This is a genomic window from Citrobacter amalonaticus, from assembly GCF_037053465.1.
Taxonomy (GTDB): Bacteria; Pseudomonadota; Gammaproteobacteria; order Enterobacterales; family Enterobacteriaceae; genus Citrobacter_A; species Citrobacter_A amalonaticus_H.
This window is the reverse complement of sequence record NZ_JBALIF010000016.1, coordinates 75,643-91,315: the sequence shown is the minus strand read 5'-3', so window position 1 is coordinate 91,315 and position 15,673 is coordinate 75,643. Positions and strand designations below refer to the sequence as shown.

Genomic DNA, 15,673 nt, shown 5'->3' with positions numbered 1-15,673 from the left:
CTTTTTCTCAGCGGCGCGGGGTGTGCATAATACGCTTTCCCGCTTCAGAGTCAAGCATTTATTTTGCTTTTCCCTGCCGGAATTCATCGCTGAACCCCGCTGACCCGGCGGCTTGCGTGCCGTTGTTTCGTGTCAGTGGTGGCGCATTATAGGGAGTTATTCCGGACTGACAAGGGGAAATTTAAAATTATTTGCCGAGTGCGCATTTTTTACTCTTTACGATTATTTAACCAACGGATTAGGAGCTAATTGAGCGACTTCCCGGGCAAAACGGGCAACCTGATCCCAGTCGGTATAGATCACTTCTTTATTCGTATCCGTTTCGCCGCCCGACATTTTCATAATGAGTTTTATCATCATGCGGTCATACCAACGATAACGTGGATACAGCAATGCTCCGGCAATGACCGCTATGCGATCGGGTCGCCATGGTGAGCGCAACAAAAACTTACGCACGTAACTGTTGGTTTGCGGCGTCCGCTTTTCAGGTTTACGCGCCACCAGGTTTACGGAGTAAAACGCACTTGGCATGCTATTGAGCCGCGACGCATGCTTCTTCACAAACTCCAGGAAGGCTGAATGGTAGTGTCCATAGCGAATCGATGCGCCAATGACCACACGATCATAGCTATCCCAGTCAGGTTCTTCTGTGCGATGCAAATTGGCAACATCTGCCCAGATGCCAAGCTCTTTAAGTTCCGATGCCAGATAAGAGGCTATTTCGCGAGTTTGCCCATCCCGGGATGAGAAAAGAATCAGTGTTTTCACGTGTTACTCCATTATTCACGCCAGAAGGTTGGGGTAAATAGTACCAGCAAAGTGAAGACTTCCAGACGACCGAATAACATATTAGCAATCAGGATCCATTTCGCCACAGGATTCATACTGGCGAAGTTGTCTGCCACCACCCCCAGGCCAGGCCCAAGGTTGTTCAGCGTCGCCACCACGGAAGCGAAGGCTGAGAAATCATCCACGCCCGTCGCAATAATCGCCAGCATGCTGACAATAAAGACCAGAGCGTACGCTGAGAAAAACCCCCAAACCGCTTCCAGAATACGTTCAGGCAGTGCCCGGTTGCCCAGCTTAATGCTGTAAACCGCATTGGGATGCACCAGACGTTTGAGTTCACGGTTACCCTGCTTGAACAGCAACAGGATACGGATAACCTTGAGTCCCCCGCCCGTAGACCCCGCACAGCCCCCAATAAACGCAGAACAGAGCAAGAGAACAGGCAAGAATAACGGCCAGCGCGCAATGCTGTCCGTCGTGAACCCGGCGGTGGTCGCCATCGAGACGACCTGAAAGAACGCCTGGTTGAGCGTCGTTAACGCCGAACTATAGATGTTATGGAACCACAGCACCAAAGTGCAGATAACCACCAGCGTCAGTTGTACCCCAATGAACATCCGAAATTCCGGATCACGCCAGTAAACCTTCAGACTACGGCCGCTCAGTAAAGAGAAATGAAGGCCATAGTTACAGCCAGAGATCAGTAAGAAGATGGCAATGATGGTATTAATCGTTGGACTATTAAAGTAACCCACGCTGGCATCGTGTGTAGAAAAACCACCAATCGCGATAGTCGCAAAGCTATGTCCAATGGCATCAAACGCGGGCATACCCGCAAACCACAGCGCAAGCGCGCAGGCCACCGTCAGAAGGACATAAATCAGCCACAGGGTTTTTGCCGTCTCGGCAATACGCGGACGCATCTTGTTGTCTTTTAGCGGTCCTGGCATTTCAGCACGGTAGAGCTGCATTCCACCGACACCGAGAATAGGGAGTATCGCGACGGCCAGCACGATTATCCCCATACCGCCAAACCATTGCAGCATCTGGCGATAAAAGAGAATGGCATGCGGCAATGAGTCCAGCCCCACCAGCGTGGTCGCGCCTGTTGTGGTCAGCCCAGAGAATGATTCAAAAAACGCATCGGTAATGGTGAGATTTGGACTTTCAGAGAAGATAAAGGGAAGCGCACCTACACTGCCCAGTACGGTCCAGAACAGCACGACGATCAGAAACCCTTCGCGGGATTTCAGTTCGCCCTTCTCACGACGGTTCGGCCACCACAGCAGGGAGCCAATCACCAGCGCGACAAAAAAGGTTTGCGTAAATGCGCGCCCCGCCCCATCACGATAGATAAGCGCTACCAGCCCCGGGAGGATCATCGTGCCCGAAAATAAGATGACCAGTAGTCCAACAATTCGGGTAATGGCGCGAAAATGCATCTCTGCCGCTTCCTTAGTTCTTCAAAATGAGGTGGGGATTATTCTTCAATCGCGATCAATTGCAATGAACCACGACTAAAATCCGCCAGCTTTGCTGAAAAATCATCCACTTTTGCATAAGGAAGCGCCACCCTGAGCCAAACGAATGCCTGGAAATCACTGTTGATGATTTTGCCATCATGTTGGCCCAGAAGTGCTTCAACGCCGGACAACTGAGCGTACTCACACTGCAAAGTATATTCGGTTAATGGCGTCTTGCGTTGTGTCGTTAACTGACGCAATGCCTGATTTACACCGCCACCGTAGGCTTTAACCAATCCTCCGGTGCCAAGAAGAACCCCGCCGTAGTAACGCACAACCACAGCGGTGATCTCCCCAACACCGCTGCCCATCAACTGCGCGAGCATCGGCTTACCTGCCGTTCCAGCCGGTTCACCGTCATCGGAAAAGCCCAACTGTTGTGAATCATCCGGCGCACCAGCCACCCATGCCACACAGTGATGGCGAGCGTCCGGGTGTGCCGCTCTGACTGATTCTACAAACGCTTTTGCCGCTTCCACGCCTTCGGTATGAGCGAGTAACGTAATGAAGCGGCTTTTTTTGATCTCTTCAACGACGGTAACCGGCGCCGCAGGGATTAACCAACTGTCCATTACGCCAGTTTCAGATCCCGCGTCATGTTCTCAACGCTGTTTTCGTGGATCACCACGTTGTCTTCAATGCGAATGCCGCCAAATGGCTTGAGCGCTTCAATTTTCTGCCAGTTGAAGTGCTTACTGAAAGCGCCTTCACGCCACGGCGCGAGCAGCGATTCAATGAAGTAGAAGCCCGGCTCAATGGTCAGGACCATGCCCGGCTGAAGCACGCGGGTACAGCGCAGGTACGGATATTTAGATGGCGCGGCGAGATGCGTACCGGTGTCATCCTGCATAAAGCCCGCAACATCATGAACCTGCAGACCCAGCGGATGACCGATACCGTGCGGCATAAACGGCCCGGTGAGATCGTTTTCGACCATCGCCTCTTCGCTCATGTCGGTGACAATTTGATGCTTCCGCAGAAGCTTTGCAATCCGCTGATGGAACTGAATATGGTAATCCACATAGCTGATGCCCGCTTTCATGGTGGCAATCAGCGCCAGTTGTTCATCGTTCACATCTTTCACTAACTGCGCATACTCATTGTCGCTTTTCGCCGACCAGGTACGGGTCAGGTCTGCGGCATAACCGTTGTATTCCGCACCCGCATCGAGCAAGAAGCTGCGGATTTCAGACGGTGCCTGATGATCCAACCTGGTGTAATGCAACACTGATGCATGCTCGTTCAGCGCCACGATATTGCTGTACGGTACATCGGTATCGCGGTGACCTGTCGCCGTCAGATAGGCCAGATTGATGTCGAACTCGCTCATTCCTGAACGGAAGGCTTCTTCTGCCGCACGGTGTCCATTCACCGCCATCTTCTGCGCTTCACGCATACAGGCCAGCTCGTAATCGGTTTTATAGGCGCGGTAGTAATGCAGATAATCGATCACCCCTTTCGGGTTGATATTGTGGGCAGCGATATCGAGTTGCAACGCACGTTCAGGAACCGGGCCAATGTAGCCAATATTACCGCGCGCAGCAGGCAACTGGCTGCTAATGCCATCCGCTTTCGGCAGAGCAATCACTTCCACTTCTTCGGTCCAGAAAGAGGTCGGCAACGGTTCAACGTTGTGCCAGTAGTCAACCGGTAAATAGAACCACAGTTTGGGCTTGTTCACGCCATCGACCAGTAACCAGCAATTTGGCACCTGGGTTACGGGTACCCAGGCTTTAAACTGCGGATTGACCTTAAACGGATAAGGATGATCGTCGAGAAAGACATTAACCAGTTCGCCGGAGTGAATCAGAAGCGCGTCAAGCTTAAAGCGCGCCAGCGCATCACGCGTCCGTTCTTGTAAGGTAACAATATGATTTTTATAGAGTGCGGCCAGTGATTCCATTTTCTATCCTTCTGTTTTTTCGACCTCAAGTCTGCGCATCTTAGCACATCGATTCCCGAGAGCGTGATTTCTGCCAGGTGTGATCAGAACGGCATTTTTTTAATCAGTCATTTGCATTTTTTTAACACAAAATACACACTTCGCTTCATCTGGTATGACCAGATCACCTTGCGGATTCAGGAGACTGACATGCTTTACAAAGGCGACAACCTGTACCTCGACTGGCTGGAAGATGGCATTGCCGAACTGGTGTTCGATGCCCCAGGCTCAGTCAACAAACTCGACACGGCGACCGTCGCCAGTCTCGGCCAGGCGCTAGACGTGCTGGAGAAGCAAACTGATTTAAAAGGGCTGCTGCTGCGTTCTAATAAAGCGGCTTTTATTGTCGGTGCGGATATCACCGAATTCCTTTCGCTGTTTCTCGTTCCTGAAGAACAGCTCAGCCGGTGGCTGCATTTCGCCAACAGCGTCTTTAACCGTCTGGAAGACTTACCTGTGCCCACGCTTTCTGCCGTGAATGGCTATGCGCTGGGCGGCGGCTGTGAATGTGTCCTGGCGACAGATTACCGTCTGGCGACGCCGGATCTGCGGATTGGCCTGCCTGAGACGAAACTCGGCATTATGCCGGGCTTTGGTGGTTCAGTCCGTATGCCGCGTTTACTGGGTGCGGACAGCGCGCTGGAAATCATTGCCGCCGGGAAAGACGTTGGTGCTGAACAGGCGTTAAAAATCGGTCTGGTCGATGGCGTTGTGAAAGCAGATAAACTGATTGAGGGCGCCAAAGCGGTCTTACGTCAGGCCATCAACGGCGATCTGGACTGGAAAGCGAAGCGTCAGCCGAAGCTGGAACCGCTGAAGCTCAGCAAGATTGAAGCGACAATGAGCTTCACCATTGCTAAAGGTATGGTCGCACAAACGGCAGGCAAGCATTATCCGGCGCCTATCACTGCGGTGAAAACCATTGAAGCCGCCGCACGCTTTGGCCGTGAAGAAGCGTTGAATCTGGAAAATAAAAGTTTTGTCCCGCTGGCGCATACCAACGAAGCGCGCGCACTGGTCGGTATCTTCCTCAACGATCAGTTCGTGAAAGGTAAAGCGAAAAAGCTGACCAAAGACGTTGAGACGCCAAAACAGGCCGCCGTACTGGGCGCCGGAATTATGGGCGGCGGTATTGCCTATCAGTCGGCATGGAAAGGCGTGCCGGTCATCATGAAAGATATTAACGACAAATCACTGACCCTCGGGATGACCGAAGCCGCGAAATTGCTGAATAAACAGCTTGAGCGCGGCAAAATTGACGGTCTGAAGATGGCGGGTGTGATTTCGACCATTCATCCGACGCTGGACTATGCCGGTTTTGAGCGCGTTGACGTGGTGGTCGAAGCGGTGGTTGAAAACCCGAAAGTGAAAAAGGCCGTGCTGGCGGAAACCGAAGAGAAAGTGCGTCCGGACACCGTGCTGGCATCAAACACGTCCACCATTCCCATTAGTGAACTGGCGAGCGTGCTGAAGCGTCCGGAAAACTTCTGCGGGATGCACTTCTTTAACCCGGTTCACCGGATGCCACTGGTTGAGATCATCCGTGGCGAGAAGAGCTCGGATGAAACCATCGCGAAGGTTGTCGCGTGGGCCAGCAAAATGGGCAAAACGCCAATCGTGGTGAACGACTGCCCAGGCTTCTTTGTTAACCGCGTGCTGTTCCCCTACTTCGCGGGTTTCAGTCAGCTACTGCGCGACGGTGCGGACTTCCGCAAAATCGACAAGGTCATGGAGAAACAGTTTGGCTGGCCGATGGGTCCGGCGTATCTGCTGGATGTTGTCGGAATTGATACTGCGCATCACGCGCAGGCCGTGATGGCCGCAGGTTTCCCACAGCGAATGCAGAAAGATTATCGCGACGCGATCGATGCCTTGTTTGACGCTAACCGTTTTGGCCAGAAAAACGGACTCGGCTTCTGGCGCTATAAAGAAGACAACAAAGGCAAGCCGAAGAAAGAAGAGGATGCCACCGTTGACGGTCTGCTGGCTGATGTCAGCAACGCGAAGCGTGATTTCAGCGAAGAAGAGATTATCGCCCGCATGATGATCCCGATGGTCAACGAAGTGGTGCGCTGTCTGGAAGAAGGCATCATCGCCAGTCCAGCCGAAGCCGATATGGCGCTGGTTTATGGTCTGGGCTTCCCGCCGTTTCACGGTGGCGCATTCCGCTGGCTGGATACGCTTGGCAGCGCGAAGTATCTCGATATGGCGCAGCAGTATCAGCATCTCGGTCCACTTTACGACGTGCCGGAAGGCCTGCGCAATAAAGCGCGTCATAACGAACCGTATTATCCCCCGGTTGAGCCTGCCCGCCCGGTTGGCGACCTGAAAACGGCTTAAGGAGTCACTATGGAACAGGTTGTAATTGTTGATGCGATCCGTACCCCGATGGGCCGTTCGAAAGGGGGCGCATTTCGCAACGTGCGTGCGGAAGATCTCTCCGCGCATTTGATGCGTAGCCTGCTGGCGCGTAATCCGGCGCTGGAAGCCGCCGCACTGGATGATATCTACTGGGGCTGTGTGCAGCAGACGCTGGAACAGGGCTTTAACATCGCCCGTAACGCCGCGCTGCTGGCAGAAGTGCCGCACTCGGTTCCGGCGGTGACCGTCAACCGTCTGTGTGGTTCATCGATGCAGGCATTACATGACGCTGCACGCATGATCATGACCGGCGACGCCCAGGCCTGTCTGGTGGGTGGCGTGGAGCATATGGGCCATGTGCCAATGAGTCACGGCGTGGATTTCCACCCGGGTCTGAGCCGTAACGTCGCTAAAGCGGCGGGCATGATGGGGCTGACGGCGGAGATGCTCTCACGCATGCACGGCATCAGTCGTGAAATGCAGGATGCCTTTGCCGCACGCTCTCACGCTCGCGCCTGGGCTGCGACGCAGTCCGGCGCATTTAAAAATGAGATCATCCCGACCGGCGGGCATGACGCCGACGGCGTACTGAAGCAGTTTAACTACGACGAAGTGATCCGCCCGGAAACCACGGTTGAAGCGCTGTCCACTTTACGTCCGGCGTTTGACCCGGTCAACGGCACGGTCACCGCAGGCACCTCTTCTGCTCTCTCCGATGGCGCTGCCGCCATGCTGGTGATGAGCGAAAGCCGTGCGCGTGAACTGGGGCTGAAGCCACGTGCCCGCGTGCGCTCAATGGCGGTTGTGGGTTGTGACCCTTCCATCATGGGTTACGGTCCGGTGCCAGCATCAAAACTGGCGCTGAAAAAAGCCGGGCTTTCGACCAGTGATATCGGTTTGTTTGAGATGAATGAAGCATTCGCCGCGCAGATCCTGCCGTGTATTAAAGATCTGGGGCTAATGGAGCAGATCGACGAGAAGATCAACCTGAACGGAGGCGCGATCGCACTGGGCCATCCGCTGGGTTGCTCTGGCGCGCGTATCAGCACCACGTTGCTCAACCTGATGGAACGCAAAGATGTCCAGTTCGGTCTGGCGACGATGTGTATCGGGCTGGGTCAGGGGATTGCGACGGTATTTGAGCGGGTTTAAAGCGATTCACTCATTGTAGGCCGGGTAAGCGAAGCGCCCCCGGCTCGATTGCCGGATGGCGACGCTAAAGCATCTTATCCGGCCTACAAATGTTATCTCAAAGCCATTGGTGACAGAACAAGGCGGCAAGCGAATGAATCCCGATGAGCTTACTTGTCGTAAGTGATTCGGGTGAATGAGCGCAGCCAACACCGTTATGGTGCCAATGGCGAAGAGAGAAAGTTTAGTTGCCGTTCTTCCCGCCTGTCAGGGGCGGGTTTTTTATTGTTATCCTGTCAGATAAACGCGAACGCATCACCGAACAGCCGATCTTCCCGGGCATTCCGTTCATTGCAGAACAGGTCACGGGCAATTTTCGCCATTTCAAAACGGCCTGCGATATAGATGTCATGCTCAGTCAGCGTACCGTAATCCTGCAGAACCGCCGTGAGGACAGTGCCGGTTCGCCCACGCCAGTCTGCTTCGGGTTGTTCTACTACCGCCTCTACGCGCAAATTAGGATGGTTGACAGAGAGCGCTTCCAGTTCAGACAGATCATAGAGATGTTTCTCTTCGCGGCCGCCCCAGTAAATGGTGACATCCCGGTTCGGGTTACGCGCCAGCGCCGTCAATAAAATTGAGCGTGCGTAGGAAAAACCGGTACCGCCAGCAATCAGGATCAGCGGACGTTCTTCGTCGTCACGCAGCCACGCTTCGCCGTGCGGAATATCCACGACAATTTCATGGTCTTTAAGGATGCGATCCATCACCGCTTTGGCATAGAGGTTAATTTCTGACGCACCAATGTGGAGCTCAATAAAACCTTGCTCATCCGGCGTAGAGGCCATTGAGAACGGGCGTTTATCCCGCTCATCCATCACGACCATCAAATATTGACCGGCACGAAAGGAAAATGCCGCATCAGGCACTAAACGAACACGGTATACGGTATCAGTGATAGCTTCTACCGAGGTCACTTTACAGCTTAAGGTTGTCATGCGCTCCCTCTATGGGTCTGTAGGGCAAAACGAGCGCCTCAGGCGCTTTTACCGTCATTAAAGATGGCCAGTTCATCCCAGATCGCGTCGATTCGGGCGGTTACGTCAGGATCTTTTTTGATAGGACGTCCCCACTCGCGCTGGGTTTCACCCGGCCATTTGTTCGTGGCATCCAGCCCCATTTTTGAACCCAGACCGGAGACCGGCGAGGCAAAATCCAGATAATCAATTGGCGTGTTTTCGACCAGCACCGTGTCCCGGGCCGGGTCCATACGGGTGGTAATCGCCCAAATGACATCATTCCAGTCGCGTGCGTTGACGTCATCATCGCAAACGATAACAAACTTGGTGTACATAAACTGACGTAAAAATGACCAAACGCCCATCATGACGCGTTTGGCATGTCCCGCGTACTGTTTTTTCATTGTGACCACGGCCAGGCGATAGGAACACCCTTCCGGCGGCAGGTAAAAATCGACAATTTCCGGGAACTGCTTTTGCAAAATTGGAACAAAAACTTCGTTTAACGCGACGCCAAGCACCGCAGGCTCATCCGGCGGACGGCCGGTATAAGTGGAGTGATAAATCGCATCCTCACGCTGAGTAATGTGCGTGACGGTAAACACCGGGAAACTATCGACTTCATTGTAATAGCCGGTGTGGTCGCCATACGGGCCTTCCGGTGCCATCTCTCCCGGCTCAATGTACCCCTCCAGCACAATTTCCGCGCTGGCGGGCACTTCCAGGTCGTTAGACAGGCATTTAACGACTTCTGTTTTAGTCCCACGCAGCAGACCGGCAAAGGCGTATTCTGAGAGCGTATCCGGTACAGGCGTCACTGCGCCAAGAATGGTGGCAGGATCAGCGCCCAACGCTACGGAAACCGGGAAGCGCTCACCCGGATGTGCCGCGCACCACTCCTGATAATCCAGCGCGCCGCCGCGATGGGAGAGCCAGCGCATGATCAATTTATTTTTGCCAATCAATTGCTGACGGTAAATACCTAAATTCTGTCGCTCTTTATGCGGGCCGCGTGTCACGGTAAGCCCCCAGGTAATGAGCGGCGCAGCGTCTTCCGGCCAGCAGGTCATAATGGGAATACGGTTTAAATCGACGTCATCGCCAGAGATGATTTTTTGCTGACATGGCGCACCGCGAAGTCGCTTCGTCGGCATATTCAGCACCTGCCTGAACTGTGGCAGTTTATCAAACAGATCGCGAAAACCTTTCGGCGGTTCAGGTTCTTTCAGAAATGCCAGTAATTTACCCACTTCCCGCAGCGCAGTGACATCATCCTGCCCCATGCCCATCGCGACACGCTTTGGCGTACCGAACAGGTTGCACAACACCGGCATCGAATAACCTTTCGGGTTTTCAAACAGCAGCGCAGGACCACCGGCACGTAACGTACGATCGGCAATTTCTGTGATTTCCAGATGCGGATCCACCGAAAGCGTGATGCGTTTGAGTTCGCCCTGTTGTTCAAGCAGCGTCAGGAAGTCGCGTAAATCGTGATATTTCATGGCATCCATTATGGCCTCTTCGTAAGCGCCTCATTATACGGCGTTCATCTTCGTGATGCTGTATTTTTGTTAAATTAGCGTGAACTCTGGCAGTCCCTGTAAACGACAGGGATTATAATTAACACAAGGCATGGCTTTTGCTATGCTTGCGCCCCGGATAAGCGGATAAGAGTCATTATGCAAGCCTGGTATTTACTGTACTGCAAGCGCGGGCAACTTCAACGTGCCCAGGAACACCTCGAAAGACAGTCAGTGAACTGTCTGACGCCAATGATCACCCTGGAAAAAATGGTGCGTGGAAAACGTACTGCAGTCAGCGAACCGCTGTTCCCTAACTATCTGTTTGTGGAATTTGACCCGGAAGTGATTCATACCACCACAATCAACGCCACGCGTGGCGTCAGCCACTTTGTGCGCTTTGGCGCATCGCCCGCCACGGTCCCTTCGGCCGTGATTCATCAGCTTTCTGTCTATAAACCAGAAGGTATTGTTGATCCGCAAACCCCCTATCCGGGCGATAGCGTGATCATTACCGAAGGCGCGTTTGAAGGGCTACAAGCTATTTTCACTGAACCAGACGGCGAAACGCGTTCTATGCTTCTGCTCAACCTGTTGAATAAAGAGGTGAAACAGAGTGTGAAAAACACCGGTTTCCGTAAGCTCTGATTTCTCCTCAGAACGTCACTCCAAACAACGTCCTGACATTTGCATCCGTTGTGGTGGAAAGCCACTGCGGATCTTCTCCACGCCAGTGAGCGATACGGGTAAGAATATGCGGCAGATAAGCAGGTTCATTACGCCGCGATGCCGGTTTTGGCGACAGGTCTCGCGGTAACAGGTAGGGCGCATCCGTTTCAATCAGCAATTTTTCGGCTGGAATAAATGGCAACAGTTCGCGCAGTTCCAGTCCACGGCGTTCATCGCATACCCAACCCGTAATGCCAATGTACAATCCTCTGTCGATGCAATCTTGCATCTCCTTGCGCGTACCCGTGAAACAGTGCAACACCGCGCCCGGGAGTTTGTCCAGCCACGGCTCAAGTATTGCCAGAAACCGCGTATGCGCATCACGACAGTGCATAAAGACCGGCATCTGTAATTCGGCGGCAATACGTAATTGCGCGTCAAATGCGCGCTCTTGTTCCTGCGGTGTGGAAAAGTTGCGATTGAAATCGAGGCCACATTCACCAATCGCGACGACTTCTGGCTGGCTCGCCAGCGCCACAACCGCCTCTTCCGTTGCCGCTTGCCATTGGCTGCTGTCGTGGGGATGAACGCCCGCCGTTGACCAGCAGTGAGGATAGTTCTGCGCCAGTCGCTGTGCCTGCTGGCTTTCATGCAGATTAGTGCCGGTAAGAAGCAGCCCCTTCACACCTGCTGCGAGAGCCCGCGCGACCACGTCATCACGATCTTTTGCAAACTGCGAACTGGTCAAATTCAGGCCAATATCAAACATGCTTCTCTCCATATGACAACCGCCCTGACGGGCGGTTGAAATTATTCTTCTGTCTTCTCGGCTTTTTCGGGGTCGGCTTCTGATTCCGCCTCGTTATCTTCATCCCGCGTTTGTCGCTTACCGACATAGAAGCGTGAGAAGAAAACGCCGACTTCAAACAGGCAGTACATCGGAATCGCCAACAACGTCTGGGAAAAAACATCCGGTGGGGTCAGCAACATCCCCACCACAAACGCGCCAACCAGCACGTAAGGCCGCTTTTTACGCAAATCTTCCGGCGTCGTTATCCCCATCCAGCAGAGCAGCACAATAGCAACCGGCACCTCGAAAGAGACTCCAAATGCCATAAACAGCGCCATGACAAAGCTCAGGTAGCTGGCAATATCCGTCGAGACCTGCACGCCTTCCGGCGCGGTATTGGCAAGGAAACCAAACGCCAGCGGGAACACGACAAAGTACGCAAACGCCATACCGATATAGAACAGTAACGAGCTGGAGATCAGCAACGGCACCACCATACGGCGTTCATGCTTATACAGCGCTGGCGCGATAAACGCCCAGACCTGATAAAGGATCACCGGCGCTGACAGGATCAGCGACACCATGAAGGTCAATTTGATCGGGGTGAAGAACGGTGATGCGACGTCTGTCGCGATCATGGTCGCACCCTGCGGCAACTGTTTGATAAGCGGCGAGGAAACCAGGTGATAGATGTCATTGGCAAAATAGACCAACGCCAGAAAAATCACGATAACCGCAATAATGCAGTTAAGCAGACGTTTACGCAGCTCAATCAGGTGCGTGATAAGCGGTTGAGTATCTTCTACAGCCATGTTTACGGTTTATCACTCGACGTAGGGGAGGAGCCTGCAACAGGAGCAGCGGATTTCGGTTCAGCGTCTTTTACGTTGATGGCCGGATTTTTGTCCTCTGTCATTTCAGGAGCCTGTTCCGGCGCACTGGCCTGAACTTCAGCAGTCGCAGGGGTCACCCCTTCATGCTGTTCTTCGTTCCCTTTGACCACCGGGTTATGAATGGTGTGCGCTTCGTCACTCGCTTTTTCAGGCTCGTTAGCACTATAGGAACGTTTCATTGACTCCGCCGCCTGGCGTAGTTCATCCATTGATGCTTTCAGCTCAGGAGTCAGATTTTCCAGGCTCGCTTTCTCAACCTTTTTCAGGCTGTCCTGGAACTCCTGGAGTTTAAGCTCCTGGGTCAGCTCATTCTGAACGGTGGTCGCAAGTGATCGCAACGCGCGAACCCAGCCAGCTATCGTTTTGACGGCTACCGGCAATCTCTGCGGCCCCAGAACAACGAGGCCGATAATAAATACCAGTAACAGTTCGCTAAAACCGATATCAAACACGAATTACACCTGCTCTTTATCGTGGCTTTTCGCGTCTTCTTTTTTAGCGTCTGCCGGTTTATCAGCAATAGACTTCGCGGTAAAGTCAGCGTCCTGGCTGGCTTTATCCTGTTTAGCATCATCATCACTCATGGCTTTTTTAAAGCCTTTGATGGATGCGCCGAGATCGGAACCGATGGAGCCGAGCTTCTTGGTGCCAAACAACAGTACAACGATGACGGCAATGATCACCAACTGCCAAATACTGATACCACCCATACATGTTCCTCTGTGATAGATGATGAATTAATCAGGTCGCATTATACGTTACGCGACCCACCTTGAGCGATGAGAAAATCAGCGTGTTTTGCGCCAGCCGACAATCCAGGCAACCAGACCGCCCGCCATTAACCAGCCAGGCATATAGCCCCATTCAGGGCGATTGATTAGCAGGAATGTCCCACTCAACAGTAACGTTGCGCCAATTCCCAATAAGTAGCGGGATTGGCCCTGACGCACATGATTCTCCTGAAGCTCGCGCGCAATCTTATCAACACTGTGCTGTAAATATTTGCCCTGGCGCAAACTGTCGTACACCAGTTCAGGGAGTTCTGGCATTTTTTCGACCCAGAACGGCGCTTTTTCCTTAAATGCCCTGACCAGCGCCGGAATTCCGACCTGTTCTTTGATCCACGATTCCAGAAAAGGCTTCGCCGTTTTCCAGAGATCCAACTGCGGATAGAGTTGACGCCCCACGCCCTCAACATACAGCAATGTCTTCTGCAACAATACCAGTTGGGGTTGCACTTCCATGTTAAATCGACGCGCTGTATTGAAAAGGTTTAATAAAACGTGACCGAATGAGATTTCCGCCAGCGGTTTCTCAAAGATAGGTTCGCACACCGTACGAATCGCGAATTCAAACTCTTCAACATTGGTATCCGGGGGCACCCAGCCAGAGTCAACGTGCAATTCCGCGACCTTACGATAATCCCGATTAAAGAACGCAATAAAGTTCTCAGCCAGATAGCGCTTATCCTCCTTATTTAAGGAGCCGACAATACCGCAATCAATGCCAATATACTTCGGGTTTTCGGGATGTTCATAACTGACAAAGATGTTCCCGGGGTGCATATCCGCATGGAAAAAACTGTCGCGAAAAACCTGTGTGAAGAAAACCTGAACACCACGCTCTGCCAACAGCTTCATGTTGGTGCCGTTTTTTTCCAGGGTGACCACATCAGAAACCGGAATACCGTAAATACGCTCCATCACCATCATATTCTCACTGCAATAGTCAGAATAGACTTCAGGGATGTAGAGCATCGGGCTGTCTTCAAAGTTGCGGCGTAGCTGGATGGCGTTAGCCGATTCGCGCAGCAAATTCAGCTCATCAATCAGCGTTTTTTCATACTCACGCACGACTTCCGTCGGTCGCAGACGACGACCATCCGGCAATAAGCGCGGCACCCAGCGGGCAAGGCGGTAAATCAATTTCAGGTCCGCTTTGATGACCGGCAGAATATCCGGGCGAATAACCTTGATAACGACTTCCTTGCCGTTTGATTTCAGTCTTGCCGTATGCACCTGGGCAATCGACGCTGACGCCAGCGGTACAATTTCAAAATCATCAAACCAGGCTTCAACCGGCAGTCCGCCCATCGCCTCTTCAATTTGTGCTTTCGCCAGCCTGCCATCAAAAGGGGCGACTTTGTCCTGGAGCAGTGCAAGCTGGTCGGCAATATGAGGCGGGAAGAGATCGCGGCGAGTGGAGAGCATTTGGCCGAACTTGATCCACACCGGCCCTAACTCTTGCAGAGCCAGTCTCAGACGCTCCCCCAGTAATTTCTCTTTGTGCCGGTTTGGCATCCAGAACAAGCAATACCGCCATAACCGCAGCGGCAGCGTGATCCGCATTTTGGGGATGAGCTCATCAAGTCCGTAACTTAGAAAGGTGCGAATGATGAAATAAAGGCGCCGTACTTCACCAGGCGTCATTTAGCCTCCAGTTTTTCCAGCCGCAAGGTCAATGCATCGACAGCGCGTTCCACCGCTGCCGTTTCTTCCGCAAACCAGGCGACCTCAAGCGGTCCCGGTGCCATTCGCCACTCTTCCGTAATGGCCTCAGCAACATAGCGTTGCTGGCGCTGGAGTCCATGACGGAGAAATTTGGCTCCACCGCGCAGCGCTTTGCCGATCCCTTCCGCCGCAATATCACCGGTATAAGGCGCAAGCAGCTCCGCGGGATCGAACTCTGCGAGATCGGCCAGCGCAACGAAATTCTGCACAACCTGAATATCGCCCTGCACTTCCAGCTCGCCACTGCGAATCAGCGCGGCCAGTTGCTGGCGGTCGCGTAATTTGGGCAATACGCTGGCAAGAGTAATGACGGTGCAGTCGGCCTCGCCAGCCCACTCACCCAGAACGTCAACCTGACGCTCGCTAAATACCAGGATTAATGATGTCGAAAAGCCTTTTAGCTCCACGCGCAGCACCTTGCCCAGCAAACGTGCTCGCGCTGTTTTCAGCGCCGGCGAACGATACAGAAATGTATTGAGCAGACTTTCCATTCCTGCCGTCACTAAGGGTTTAAAAGGCATCCCCG

At 53.1% G+C, this 15,673-nt stretch carries 15 protein-coding genes; 3 read left to right on the top strand and 12 right to left on the bottom strand.

The genetic code is table 11. The features are described 5' to 3' along the window. Window positions 1–222: 222 nt before the first annotated feature. From hemG to pepQ, 4 genes are read right to left on the bottom strand one after another with little or no spacing between them, the layout of a single operon-like run. Window positions 223–768: a menaquinone-dependent protoporphyrinogen IX dehydrogenase gene (hemG, locus tag WB371_RS20295; RefSeq protein WP_336221846.1), complete on the bottom strand. Its 546-nt coding sequence runs from the start codon at window positions 766–768 to the stop codon at window positions 223–225. A gap of 11 nt (window positions 769–779) precedes the next feature. Then, complete coding sequence (trkH, locus tag WB371_RS20290) at window positions 780–2,231, bottom strand: Trk system potassium transporter TrkH (protein ID WP_336221845.1); 1,452 nt, start codon at window positions 2,229–2,231, stop codon at window positions 780–782. A 38-nt stretch (window positions 2,232–2,269) separates the two neighbouring features. Continuing rightward, window positions 2,270–2,884 (bottom strand): IMPACT family protein, encoded by a 615-nt coding sequence (locus WB371_RS20285; RefSeq protein ID WP_336221844.1) that lies wholly within the window; start codon window positions 2,882–2,884, stop codon window positions 2,270–2,272. Further along, complete coding sequence (gene pepQ, locus WB371_RS20280) at window positions 2,884–4,215, bottom strand: Xaa-Pro dipeptidase (RefSeq protein ID WP_336221843.1); 1,332 nt, start codon at window positions 4,213–4,215, stop codon at window positions 2,884–2,886. The genes WB371_RS20285 and pepQ overlap by 1 nt, the downstream gene beginning before the upstream one ends. 189 nt (window positions 4,216–4,404) lie before the next feature. Between pepQ and fadB the strand changes: the two genes are divergently transcribed. Further along, a complete protein-coding gene (gene fadB, locus WB371_RS20275; RefSeq protein WP_336221842.1) occupies window positions 4,405–6,594 on the top strand; it encodes a fatty acid oxidation complex subunit alpha FadB in 2,190 nt (729 codons plus the stop codon). Window positions 6,595–6,603: 9 nt separating this feature from the next. Continuing rightward, the gene (fadA, locus tag WB371_RS20270) at window positions 6,604–7,767 is read left to right on the top strand and encodes an acetyl-CoA C-acyltransferase FadA (RefSeq protein WP_336221841.1); all 1,164 of its coding nucleotides are present in this window, start codon (window positions 6,604–6,606) and stop codon (window positions 7,765–7,767) included. A 275-nt stretch (window positions 7,768–8,042) separates the two neighbouring features. Here the strand turns inward: fadA and fre are convergent, their stop codons facing one another. Further along, entirely contained in the window at window positions 8,043–8,744 is a 702-nt protein-coding gene (gene fre / locus WB371_RS20265; RefSeq protein WP_336221840.1) for an NAD(P)H-flavin reductase, read from the bottom strand. A 38-nt stretch (window positions 8,745–8,782) separates the two neighbouring features. After that, window positions 8,783–10,276, bottom strand: a complete 1,494-nt coding sequence (gene ubiD, locus WB371_RS20260; RefSeq protein WP_336221839.1) for a 4-hydroxy-3-polyprenylbenzoate decarboxylase — start codon at window positions 10,274–10,276, stop codon at window positions 8,783–8,785. A gap of 168 nt (window positions 10,277–10,444) precedes the next feature. Here ubiD and rfaH point away from each other — a divergent pair, with 168 nt between their 5' ends. After that, complete coding sequence (gene rfaH, locus WB371_RS20255; RefSeq protein ID WP_336221838.1) at window positions 10,445–10,933, top strand: transcription/translation regulatory transformer protein RfaH; 489 nt, start codon at window positions 10,445–10,447, stop codon at window positions 10,931–10,933. A 7-nt stretch (window positions 10,934–10,940) separates the two neighbouring features. On the opposite strand, the gene tatD is transcribed toward rfaH, so the two are convergent. The 6 genes from tatD to ubiJ form a co-directional block, all read right to left on the bottom strand. Continuing rightward, a complete protein-coding gene (tatD, locus tag WB371_RS20250) occupies window positions 10,941–11,723 on the bottom strand; it encodes a 3'-5' ssDNA/RNA exonuclease TatD (protein WP_336221837.1) in 783 nt (260 codons plus the stop codon). A 41-nt stretch (window positions 11,724–11,764) separates the two neighbouring features. Beyond that, window positions 11,765–12,556 (bottom strand): Sec-independent protein translocase subunit TatC, encoded by a 792-nt coding sequence (gene tatC / locus WB371_RS20245; RefSeq protein WP_336221836.1) that lies wholly within the window; start codon window positions 12,554–12,556, stop codon window positions 11,765–11,767. 2 nt (window positions 12,557–12,558) lie between these two features. After that, complete coding sequence (gene tatB, locus WB371_RS20240) at window positions 12,559–13,089, bottom strand: Sec-independent protein translocase protein TatB (protein WP_336221835.1); 531 nt, start codon at window positions 13,087–13,089, stop codon at window positions 12,559–12,561. 3 nt (window positions 13,090–13,092) lie between these two features. Next, window positions 13,093–13,347 (bottom strand): Sec-independent protein translocase subunit TatA, encoded by a 255-nt coding sequence (tatA, locus tag WB371_RS20235; RefSeq protein WP_336221834.1) that lies wholly within the window; start codon window positions 13,345–13,347, stop codon window positions 13,093–13,095. 78 nt (window positions 13,348–13,425) lie between these two features. After that, a complete protein-coding gene (ubiB, locus tag WB371_RS20230; protein ID WP_336221833.1) occupies window positions 13,426–15,066 on the bottom strand; it encodes a ubiquinone biosynthesis regulatory protein kinase UbiB in 1,641 nt (546 codons plus the stop codon). Further along, on the bottom strand, window positions 15,063–15,668 hold the full coding sequence (gene ubiJ / locus WB371_RS20225) for a ubiquinone biosynthesis protein UbiJ (RefSeq protein ID WP_336221832.1): 606 nt from the start codon (window positions 15,666–15,668) through the stop codon (window positions 15,063–15,065). Before ubiJ ends, ubiB begins: the two co-directional genes overlap by 4 nt. Window positions 15,669–15,673 lie beyond the last annotated feature (5 nt).